General features: G+C 44.1%; 12 protein-coding genes, 2 tRNA genes and 1 rRNA gene. 11 read left to right on the top strand and 4 right to left on the bottom strand.

What is annotated here, in order from left to right:
- The 11 genes from VR7878_RS20110 to VR7878_RS20070 all read left to right on the top strand — a co-directional run.
- A partial coding sequence (locus VR7878_RS20110) for a hypothetical protein (RefSeq protein WP_077337749.1) occupies window positions 1-228 on the top strand: 228 nt, incomplete at its 5' end.
- Between the two features lie 9 nt (window positions 229-237).
- Window positions 238-396, top strand: coding sequence for a hypothetical protein (locus VR7878_RS21270; protein WP_162841948.1), 159 nt, complete (start codon window positions 238-240; stop codon window positions 394-396).
- Window positions 393-614, top strand: a complete 222-nt coding sequence (locus tag VR7878_RS20105; protein ID WP_077337748.1) for a hypothetical protein — start codon at window positions 393-395, stop codon at window positions 612-614. The genes VR7878_RS21270 and VR7878_RS20105 overlap by 4 nt, the downstream gene beginning before the upstream one ends.
- On the top strand, window positions 611-1024 hold the full coding sequence (locus VR7878_RS20100; RefSeq protein WP_077337747.1) for a hypothetical protein: 414 nt from the start codon (window positions 611-613) through the stop codon (window positions 1022-1024). The genes VR7878_RS20105 and VR7878_RS20100 overlap by 4 nt, the downstream gene beginning before the upstream one ends.
- Window positions 1024-1500, top strand: coding sequence for a hypothetical protein (locus VR7878_RS20095; RefSeq protein ID WP_077337746.1), 477 nt, complete (start codon window positions 1024-1026; stop codon window positions 1498-1500). Before VR7878_RS20100 ends, VR7878_RS20095 begins: the two co-directional genes overlap by 1 nt.
- Window positions 1497-2111 (top strand): hypothetical protein, encoded by a 615-nt coding sequence (locus VR7878_RS20090; protein ID WP_157371838.1) that lies wholly within the window; start codon window positions 1497-1499, stop codon window positions 2109-2111. Before VR7878_RS20095 ends, VR7878_RS20090 begins: the two co-directional genes overlap by 4 nt.
- On the top strand, window positions 2108-2944 hold the full coding sequence (locus VR7878_RS20085) for a hypothetical protein (protein WP_077337745.1): 837 nt from the start codon (window positions 2108-2110) through the stop codon (window positions 2942-2944). The genes VR7878_RS20090 and VR7878_RS20085 overlap by 4 nt, the downstream gene beginning before the upstream one ends.
- A 61-nt stretch (window positions 2945-3005) precedes the next feature.
- Window positions 3006-3416 (top strand): hypothetical protein, encoded by a 411-nt coding sequence (locus tag VR7878_RS20080; protein ID WP_059122615.1) that lies wholly within the window; start codon window positions 3006-3008, stop codon window positions 3414-3416.
- A 91-nt stretch (window positions 3417-3507) separates the two neighbouring features.
- Window positions 3508-3729, top strand: coding sequence for a hypothetical protein (locus VR7878_RS20075; RefSeq protein WP_059120043.1), 222 nt, complete (start codon window positions 3508-3510; stop codon window positions 3727-3729).
- Window positions 3729-3881, top strand: a complete 153-nt coding sequence (locus VR7878_RS21265; protein ID WP_162841947.1) for a hypothetical protein — start codon at window positions 3729-3731, stop codon at window positions 3879-3881. Before VR7878_RS20075 ends, VR7878_RS21265 begins: the two co-directional genes overlap by 1 nt.
- A gap of 191 nt (window positions 3882-4072) precedes the next feature.
- Window positions 4073-5083, top strand: coding sequence for a DUF3289 family protein (locus tag VR7878_RS20070; RefSeq protein ID WP_077337744.1), 1011 nt, complete (start codon window positions 4073-4075; stop codon window positions 5081-5083).
- Window positions 5084-5396: 313 nt separating this feature from the next.
- On the opposite strand, the gene VR7878_RS21165 is transcribed toward VR7878_RS20070, so the two are convergent.
- The 4 genes from VR7878_RS21165 to rrf all read right to left on the bottom strand — a co-directional run bounded on the left by VR7878_RS21165 (window position 5397) and on the right by rrf (window position 6371).
- The gene (locus VR7878_RS21165; RefSeq protein WP_159440514.1) at window positions 5397-5564 is read right to left on the bottom strand and encodes a hypothetical protein; all 168 of its coding nucleotides are present in this window, start codon (window positions 5562-5564) and stop codon (window positions 5397-5399) included.
- Between the two features lie 345 nt (window positions 5565-5909).
- Window positions 5910-5986 (bottom strand) — tRNA-Trp (locus tag VR7878_RS20060).
- A gap of 31 nt (window positions 5987-6017) precedes the next feature.
- A tRNA-Asp gene (locus VR7878_RS20055) sits at window positions 6018-6094 on the bottom strand.
- Window positions 6095-6255: 161 nt separating this feature from the next.
- Window positions 6256-6371, bottom strand: a 5S ribosomal RNA gene (gene rrf, locus VR7878_RS20050).
- Window positions 6372-6485 lie beyond the last annotated feature (114 nt).

The raw sequence follows: 6485 nt of genomic DNA, 5'->3' as shown, positions 1-6485 counted from the left end.
TTGCTCGATAGTGTCGGGGAAGGCTTCGACAACCTTGTCGGAGCCGCAACCAGTGATAACAGTTCGGTCAACGCCAACACGCAACCACAGGCAACCCATCAGGCCGATGATAACGGCAACAAAGTCACACCGGCACCACAAGGCAATGACAAAACCCTCCTGTATATCGGGGGCGGTCTGGGTGCCTTACTCCTGATTGGGATTGTGGTCATGGCGGCTAAAAAATAGGGGGTATCAATGCCATTACCATTGATTTATCTGATCCCCCTTGCGACAGGGGCGTTAGGGTTCGGGGGCGGCTTCTGGGCTGGCTCCGGTGTGGGGAAATTAGTCAAACTGTCAGCGATTGGGGGCGGGTGTTATCTCGCTTACCGGCTGGTTAAGGAGATGAAATGATCCCAACTCTCACAGGCGGACTGACAAACTCCGGCACCATGCCGATTAATGCGGGCGGTGGTGCTGCCGGTGATGCAACAGCAACCGCCAGAAATAGAATCGGGGGTATCACCAACGGAGCGATTAATTTTAGCGGCAGTGCAGGACAGCGTTTAATGCAAAACCTGCCGCTTATCCTTGTGATTGCTGTGATTACGTTTGTGGTGGTGAAGAAATGAAATTGACGCTTATCCGCCCGAATCGGGCTGACATCAAAGCACAATTGGCGTTGCTTCGTCCGGCTTTCAATCGTGTTCCGGATGCCAAATATGAGTATGCGTTTTGCTGTGATTCGGTCGCCTGTAAACGCGCCAGTTTTTACCAGTTAAAAGGTAAAGGGGTTGCGGTGCGCTTCGTCGGTTATGTGACCGAGCATAACGAATATCTGATTCTGGCGCTGACCGGCAAGGGACTCAAACAAGCAGCACCCGTCATCATTGATGCGGTTCGCTCTCAGGGGTATCAATGCGTGAAATATCACACGGTGCGTCAGGGCATGACACGGATCTTAAAACAATTTGGTTTTGTTATCACTGAAACTCATGGTGATGAATCGATCTTGTGTCTGCAATTCGGAGGTGTCTGTTAATGGGTGGCGGAGGAAAGACAAGCAGCAGTAACACAACCAATACAACTACCGTCAGCGGCACCAATGCGGTACAGGGCGATAATCTCGGGGTGCTTCTGAGTGGTATTCAAGGCAGTGTCGGTAATATTACCGTCACCGATCAAGGGGCGGTCAATGCAGCAAAAGAGACCGCCAAACAAGCCCTTGAGACCAGTGCAGACACCACCAAAGAGGCTTTATCTTTCGGCAAAGACTCGCTGAAAGAAGCGCTTTCATTTGGTGAAAAGTCCCTGTCAGCCAATAAAAGCGCCATTGATGCAATCAAGACAGTTGCAAATCAGGCCAGTGAAAACACACGCACCGCCCTTGCCGTTGCAGATGCCGCCAAACAGCGCGAGCAAACCGGACTGGATAACAGTAGTTACCTGACTCAGTTTGCAATCGCGGCCTGTGCGGTCGGTGGCGTTCTGGGTGTGATTGCACTAAGGGGAAAATGATGATTTTACAACCCAATACTGAAACCCCGATCTCTGTCGGGGGACGGGGAAAATATTTGATTGTCCGGTCAACGACGGCACCGGTTTTTATTTCTGCCGACGGTCTGAAACCGCAGCGGCTTGAATCCGGTGACCGGATTCAGGTCACTGAGTTTGAAAATATGTTTCTGACGCATCATTCACCCGACACCGTGAATTTTGACTATCAGATTTCAGACTTAGAGCACAAACCGGCCTCCACGTCGGGGCTGGTTGTTCAGCGGATCATTGAGCCGTTGAAATTTAATGCAAAGGTCACGGTCACTGACGGGCAAAAAGTAGAACTGATTTCCCCATCGGCTATGACCACTCAGCCAGATATTGAAATTGCCGCTGGCGAAAAAGCCAGACTGACCACGGGCGGGTATCGTCAACTGACAATTCAGGTCATCAGTGATGAAGTCACAACATTACGTATTGGTGACTTCAATGTGTCCAGCAATCGCGGCCTGATGGTGATGGGAAGCAGCAATGCAGTCGGCTCTGTCTCATTGGATTTTTCAGGGGAGCTGTACGCCTATAACGCCAGTGCCACCCATGCACGCCTGACCGTTACCGGAGTGAAATCATGAATATTATTAATCCTGTATTCAATCAACCTCAAAACGGTATTGATGACATTATCGGTCTGAGTGAAAAGCTCACCACGCTGTCGGACAAAGATAAGCAGCTTGTCATGGATATTCTGAGCCTGAAAAATTCAGACCAGACCCTAGCAGAAAAAACACAGGCTCTAACCGCAAAAGATGCAGCGCTGGAAAGCATGATTGCAGATCTGGCAAGTTTCAGTCAGCTCCTTTGTGTCAAAAACATTCTGATCAATCCAAATTTTCAGGAAAAACAACGGAATTTCAACGGCCAGTGGTCAACGCTTGAAACGGGTCAGTATGGTTATGATTGCTGGTGTAAAACGGAAAACGGAATTGCTCAGATGGTTGAAAGTGGACAATACAAACCGGATACCATTTACACGCTGTCCGGTGAGAACGTCACAACAGTACAACTGACCAGCCCCTCATCGGGGCACTGGCGGATTGATGTCCCGAGTGATGCCCGAAAAGTTGTTCTCAATGAGGGAGAGCGACCGCTTCCCTATCAGGAGCCAGACAGAGCACTCAACCGTTTTCGGTGCTGGGAACGTTATTACGATGTCGGCAGCAAAGTCAACGCGACGCTGACTGAAGTTGGCGGCATGCGCTGGGCATATATTGAAATCACCCTGCCGGTACAGATGCGCACCAAGCCAACCGCTGGATATAACAGTTATAAGGACTTCAACCCAGCCCCGAATATCGGTACGTGGTCAAGCGGAAAACGGGTTTATATCACCGGAAGAGCGACGGCCAGAGGGGCAGATCCGAGTGTTACCGGGCTGCGGTTTGATGCAGAAATCCCACTGGCATAAGGCCATAACCATGACACTGAAAGCAGTTTTAATTTTTATCGGAGCAGGAGGACTCACCTATATGCTTTATCGGGCAACTTTGCCGCGTGGCGTTCGTAACAATAACCCGCTCAACATTCGAGACTCTTCGAATGACTGGGAAGGGAAATCGGCACTCAACCGTGATAAAGAATTCGAGGAATTCAAACATCCGGTCTATGGCTTTCGAGCTGGCGCACGGATACTCAGAAGTTACAGCCGCCAAGGATATAAAACACTCAGTCAAATGATTTATCGGTTCGCGCCAGACAATGAAAATGACACCGCACTCTATGTGCAGCAAATCAGCCAATGGACGGGGATTGCTCCGAATCAGACAATTGATGTCAATGATAACGACCAACTCGCCCACCTGCTTTATGCAATGAGCCGTAAAGAGGTCGGCAATTACTACGGCCTGAGCATGGCACAACAAGGGGTTGCAATGGCATGACAAAGCAAGACATGAAGCGGATCGCCCTGTCGGTTGCCGGTGCGATTCTGGCAGCGTATACCATCAAATACTTAAAGAAGAGTAAATTACTATGAGTGACTTTTTCAAAGATAAACTAGGCATTGATATCAACCAAGCCTCAACAAAAAAGGGATTCGCGCTAATTGGTGCAGGGGTTGCACTGGCTGTTGGTCATCCTGAACTGTTAACCGCCAGTATCACACCGGACGGGGTTCACTATGGTGGTTTAATTGGTACCGCTGCCCCTGTATTCATTGGTATCTGGGAAACACTGAGGGATGAATTTAAGTAATGGGAGAATATCAGACTTTGATCATTGCGGCTGTCAGTGCATTATCCAGCGGAATAGGCGTCGGTGTTACACTAAAAACAGATGTGAAGTGGCTCCGGCTCATGATGGAAAAATTGGATGTTCGTATTACTCAGTTAGAACAAAATAAATAATCAATATAAATCTCTTCAGTCGTTTTATATTGAAGAGATTTATATGACAAAAACATCATTTAAATTAATATTTTTTTGATTGAATATCTCATAAAAAGGAATTCAAATTTTACTTCCTTCTTCTTCTGATCTCTTCATCTTAATATAACGGTCTAAATTTAATTATATTCGTATTAGTTGAGTAAATTAGAATGTCAAGTAAAGGCCCTCAACCTTATGGAGTAAATGGCTCTCGTTATGGCGCTATCGACCATAAAGCTATTAAAGAAAGAGAAAAAAGAAAGCTAGAACTTCTACAACAAAGATCACAAGCGCACAATGATACGTTAGAAAGAATAGAAAAAAATACAAAAAGTAGTAAACAAAAAGACTGGCTTCCCGTTTCTGGCTCATTTCCTCGATTAATCTATGAAACAGAAAATAAAATGGATACCTTCTATAACCCGAAAGTTCCTGATGCGCCATGCCCTAACGATATGAAATATGGTGAACAACAAAGAAAAACTATTGAATCTTATGGGGTTTTCCTACCATTTAAAGACAAAACTAGATATTCACCGTCAAGAGGCTATGATATTGTTGTAGAAGATCAATTTACTTTACCTGCTAAGGAACATTTTAAGAGAATGAGAAACCTCGGTAAAGGAGCGATCAGCTTTTCTATGTTAGGAGAAACTAAAAACCTATTTTCTAAAATGGTAGATAAATTTGAGCGTAATGAAGGTGGCTATTATATGCATCCATTATTAGATGATGCAATGAAAAAACATGAAACAACAACAACCTTCCATAAATCATTAAAAGAATGCCTAGGGGAAAATATTAAAAATGGAGAACTATCACGAGATATTTTAAATATATCTAGTAGTTATATGAAAACTTCTGGTAAAGGGGCTCCTCTTCCTCAATTTCAAACAAAATCTCTAGATGTTATCAAAGGAACAGTTTTAACTGTTCATGGTATATGGGCAATGAAAGTATATGCGGAAAAAATGGAATATAAAGGAAATCAAGTTAGAGGGGTTTTCAAGTATGATATACAAGACCATTTCGGATTAAATTCTAAAGATATAGACCATAAAATTAGCTCAGGAGAAATGCCTTTTGAATGGCTAGAGGGATTTCGTTCATGGTACTTATTACAACATTATATAGGATATGGTTACCAACCGTTTATAACAAAGATAGGCTTTAAACTATGAGAAAAGTTATAATAAACATATTAATTTCATTCCCTCTTTTTTGGTTCATATACATATGGTGTATTTCGTTTTTCAACATGAATATTAATGTTGATTTCATCCCTGAACTAATTTGGTTTTTATTATTTTTTATAGGTACTCCATTAATGTGGGTACTCGGTTCTATATATACTTTCTATAAAAAATTGTGGTATTGGTTTGGCATGTACATGTTGCTTGGTGGAGTTCCTGTTGCAACTTATTTTATTTTATCCGTTGCTCACTCTTATTTTTAATATAAAAAGCTCCCAGTTTTGAGAGCTTTTAATAGATTCTATCTCTGTGGATTTTCCTGCTCATCAAATGTGATCAGATTATTGAGATAAACCAACACTTCTCTCACTTCATGTAAATCATCTTGCTTAGCGTAAGCAATCAAATCAATCAGATGTAAGCGTGCTGTATGGGCTAAATCGAGTCTTTTAGGGCTTGTTTCTGGCATGTATAGGCATCTCCCCGTAGATATTAACCAAACACCACCCGTAAAGGCTCTAATTTTAAGGGTGGTGAACTGAGCAAGGCTAGAACCTACCGCCTCAACTCGGGGAGCGGTGCGCATAAAGCGCCCTTACCCAGCTCACCATAATTCAGATATGACGAAGCTATCAACACAAAGCCTATATCAAAAAGCAATCGTGTCATGAGTTGAGTTAAAAAACAGGGGTTCTAATCCTGTGGCATTAAAAACTACCCATCACACAGATCTGTGTCAATTAATTTCTACTCAAGATACAAAAATCCCACTCAATTGAGTGGGATTCGTTTTGCATAATTATGCAATTTGTAATGGCAGGGGTGGAGGGATTCGAACCCCCAACACGCGGATTTGGAATCCGCTGCTCTGCCAATTGGAGCTACACCCCTGTAATCGCTAAAAGCGAAGATATAAAATTAGTGGCGGAGCGGACGGGACTCGAACCCGCGACCCCCGGCGTGACAGGCCGGTATTCTAACCAACTGAACTACCGCTCCACTGGTATATCGCTCTAAATAAAGTCTTACAATCAACCGCTTTATTTAGATTATCTTGGGGAGTGTGCAGCAGATTTTGAGCTGAGAAACGCAGCATACATCAGTATGTGAGTATCGCAGGCATCAAAAGATGCAAACAAAAACCAAGATAAACAAATAAAGCCTGGCGATGTCCTACTCTCACATGGGGAGACCCCACACTACCATCGGCGCTGTTTCGTTTCACGACTGAGTTCGGCATGGAGTCAGGTGGGTCCAAAACGCTATGGTCGCCAAGCAAATTCTTTAATTCGGAAAGCTGTTTTCTTTGTTCTCTACACAATCAAATTGTTCTTAATGAGCCACAAAACCCCTTCGGTGTTGTATGGTTAAGTCTCACGGGCAATTAGTA

The organism is Vibrio ruber DSM 16370, assembly GCF_900163965.1.
Classification (GTDB): domain Bacteria; phylum Pseudomonadota; class Gammaproteobacteria; order Enterobacterales; family Vibrionaceae; genus Vibrio; species Vibrio ruber.
This window is presented reverse-complemented; position numbering and strand designations above follow the sequence as displayed.